A 3,274-nucleotide genomic window follows, 5' to 3' on the forward strand; every position below is an offset into this window, starting at 1 on the left:
CCCGCCATAGAGCGTAATATCTTGATTGTAGTAATTTCGTGTCTCGTCGTATTGTATGGTCTCGACGTTGATTTGCTTGCGAATGGCTTTGATGCCGTCATTGTTGGTCAGGTCGCCGAAGAAGAGGTTGTACATCTCCTCTTCCCATGATGCCTTGTCGACCGTTCCGGTTATGGTCACGTCCGATGACGGTTCCGGGTTGAAGGATGACTTGTTGTCCGACGTGTCGACGGCTCGAAGCCAGTATGCCGCCTTTTCTCCTGGTTTGAGTCCAAGATGATCATAATATTCATGCGGAGCCGAAACCAAGCCGGTCAGTAATGCCTCGTCAAAAGACGGCGTTCCGTCTGTTTTATGTGTCCATATTTCGATATGGCTTAAATCGTCGTCCGTTGGATTGGTCCAGCGAACACGATTAAACCGTGAAAATTCTTGTACATGGATGTTCGTCGGAGCAGACGGCGGCGTGGTATCGGTCTTGCCGGACAAGTCGATACGGTTTGTCTTGGAGTCGTATAATCCCGCTTCTTTTAAATCGGACACGGTAATGACCCGTGAATCCTGTGCGTTGCGAAACTGCCCTTCACGTTTTCCTAAAAGGGACGTCACGGCTGCGACAAACGGCTTCATGCCGTCGGGAACATCGCGTGGCGTGGGAATGGCAACGGAATCGGATTTTGATTTGCAATTCGGTTTGGCCGGGGCAATACGAAGGGCATTACTCATCGTCGGCGACCTCATCGACGCTGCTGGCCACACGAATTTCATCAACCGACGTCGTTCCTTCCAATTCGATTTCAAACGTATGACCATAGGCGCTTGCCGGCAGACGCAAGGGAACACCAAGCTCACTACGCTGGATAACGCGTTTACTGACAACGGGAACGTCATCGACCAACAGCGTGAAACACAGATTCATTGCGTCGTCAGGCGGATCACCGTCGATACGAAAGACAGCCATGGCCCGCTGATGATTGAAATAAAATTTTCGGGAACGCCATCTATACGAACGCCATGTATCAGCGCCTCCCCACGCGAACACTTTGGTTGCCGTCTTGAGGTAGATGCAGTCTCCTGAACTGGAATACAGGATATCAATAATTGGCTGTCCACCGATATCGAACATGACGATATCGGATCGAGACGGATCATAGATAAAGCCGGTGTTGCTCCCATGAAAGAACGCGTAATACCGCTCGTTATGCCACACGCCCATAATGGTCTCAGGCTGTAACGCCTGCCACTGATCTCGAGTAAAGAGCGCTTTGGTAACGATTTGTCCGGTATAGCTCTCGTCAACCATAAAGAGCCCGTCAGGTCCGGCGTAATAGACGGCGGTTCCGGTGGAGACGATGCTCTTTTTTGACAGACATGGTTGATCGAACGGCACTTGGGCTGCAGCCAATGCCGAAGGATCATAACCGGTGACGATGTACGGACGCGTTTTGGTGCAGGCAACGATGGTCGTGCCGAAGTAACCAAGACCAATAATCTGAGATTCAACAGGAATACGATACTCAATCGGCCAAGCATACGGAATATACGGTTCAGAGAAGCACACTTCATTGTCATGAAATCCGATAAGTTGGCCATTGGATGTTCCGATAAGCCCATCAAGCCCATCAGGCGGCGGATCATAACTTACCGTAGGGCACGTCTCGCCAAGCTCGGCATCCTGTTTGGTGTCATTATAAAGAGTATCGGTCGTCTCTACGAGGAATTGATAGTCGGCGTTGTTTGTCCCGACAACGACACGATAAATGCGGAACTTCACGGATCCCAATGGCGTCAGCGTTGTCGCCACGGGAGGATGCAGTGTTACGACGACCGTGGCATTGCTTTTCACTTTATGCACGATGCTCGGATCGCTTGGTGGACCTTCTTCGCCGTATACGTTCACATACGTGTAAATATAGGCAGATATGCGGGCAACCTCATCTGTGTCACTGGCAAACCCCTCAGGGGATGACACATCCGGTGCCTTCGTCGGGGCAGGAACACCGAGTCGGCGATAGGTTGGATAAATGTCCTGATCGGTGACACGGGTATAGTCAAATGTAGACGAGGCAATACACATCCGGCTGGAGACGGAGGGGTGCAAAATTGCATGTGCGTCAACGCTCCAGTTTATCCATAGATGCACACCATCCGTTCGCGCCCACCGAAAGAAACTGATGCCATCAAGAGCCTTAACGTATTTGGGATCTCGGATAGCTTCCAGACGACCACGTTCAAGATTGCAATTGATGGCGATTTGCGCTGCTGTTTCCGGTACAAGTCGTGGGGCAACGATCGGCATGACTCCATCGAATTGATTGATTGCAATACGAGCCATACTTACCGCCAAAATGGATTCTGTAATTGTTCCATGCTGTCCGCTGTAAGGCGCATTTGGATGACGGTTCCAGACGCCCACGCTTTGGCCGTAGTCCCGTCATATCCCCGCTCCACAGTGAGTAAATCACCGGATACATTCAATACTTTGACGATTTCCCATGTTGATTCATGGGGGTACGGATCGTACCCAACAAGAGTCAGGAGAGCGTATTCACCAGCTCCAAGAGAGGGAAGTTTCGCACCGTCACCAACGGAAACAGCAATGCTTGTCGTGCTCGCGTCAATATCGGTAAAGAGCGTCGTTGCAACATTATTAAGGAACCGCTGCATTAATAATCCTTTACTTTTACATTGAACTCGACTTGTTTGACTCGGCCTCCATGCGTTGTGATGGTGATAGATATTCGATATTTCACGCCATCAAGACCGTTGGATAACCATGTTTTCACGCGTGGAGTACTGTTTTGTATGCTATCGATACGAATGGTATCTGGTGTGGCCTGAGCAGAGACGTCTGCAATGGAGTCTCCAGGGATGAGCCAGTCAGTAAAGTCGATATCGTAGTCTGTTCTGTCGGCTGGTTGCTTAATATATTCGCCAAGAATCATGGAATCCTCATTGTTCTGTTTTCGCTTTGTAGATTCATGACAAGCTGAGAAGGCATGGATAATGTTCTGTCTTGAGGTGCAGGAGCCGTGAGGAGTGTCCAAGGGTCTGCCGTTGCAGTAAATACAGTTGTCGCTATTCCTTCTCCATCCATGCAGCGTCCGTTTTTGGCGGAAGAGAAAAATGATGCCGATATATTTCCATAGATTTGATGGATATAAATCGATGTTGCGAAAGCAAAGAGCGTCGCCTGGGCTCGCGTTTTATCTTGGATCGGTTTGTGTACCCGTGCTGCTGCTGCCGACTTGCTTATGCATTGCAGACTGACAGC

The 3,274-nt window shown here is 49.9% G+C and carries 5 protein-coding genes; all 5 read right to left on the reverse strand.

Annotated features, from left to right (window positions below; all coding sequences use genetic code 11):
- Positions 1–726: hypothetical protein (locus G451_RS30695; RefSeq protein ID WP_034643167.1), on the reverse strand; the 726-nt coding region annotated here is incomplete at its 3' end.
- Entirely contained in the window at positions 719–2,335 is a 1,617-nt protein-coding gene (locus tag G451_RS0120145; protein ID WP_027185662.1) for a hypothetical protein, read from the reverse strand. The genes G451_RS0120145 and G451_RS30695, both read right to left, overlap by 8 nt.
- A 2-nt stretch (positions 2,336–2,337) precedes the next feature.
- On the reverse strand, positions 2,338–2,667 hold the full coding sequence (locus G451_RS0120150) for a hypothetical protein (RefSeq protein ID WP_027185663.1): 330 nt from the start codon (positions 2,665–2,667) through the stop codon (positions 2,338–2,340).
- Positions 2,667–2,945 carry a phage fiber-tail adaptor protein gene (locus tag G451_RS0120155; protein ID WP_051261725.1) on the reverse strand — a complete coding sequence of 93 codons (279 nt, stop codon included), beginning with the start codon at positions 2,943–2,945 and terminating at the stop codon, positions 2,667–2,669. Before G451_RS0120155 ends, G451_RS0120150 begins: the two co-directional genes overlap by 1 nt.
- The coding region (locus G451_RS34860) for a hypothetical protein (protein ID WP_034643171.1) at positions 2,942–3,274 on the reverse strand (333 nt) is incomplete at its 5' end. The genes G451_RS0120155 and G451_RS34860, both read right to left, overlap by 4 nt.

This window comes from Desulfovibrio inopinatus DSM 10711, from assembly GCF_000429305.1.
Classification (GTDB): domain Bacteria; phylum Desulfobacterota; class Desulfovibrionia; order Desulfovibrionales; family Desulfovibrionaceae; genus Alteridesulfovibrio; species Alteridesulfovibrio inopinatus.

Excerpts from the sequence above, each read along its gene's own strand:
- G451_RS0120150 (WP_027185663.1), bottom strand. The coding sequence starts at position 2,667 with ATGCAGCGGTTCCTTAATAATGTTGCAACGACGCTCTTTACCGATATT.
- G451_RS0120155 (WP_051261725.1), bottom strand. The coding sequence starts at position 2,945 with ATGATTCTTGGCGAATATATTAAGCAACCAGCCGACAGAACAGACTAC.
- G451_RS0120145 (WP_027185662.1), bottom strand. The coding sequence starts at position 2,335 with ATGGCTCGTATTGCAATCAATCAATTCGATGGAGTCATGCCGATCGTT.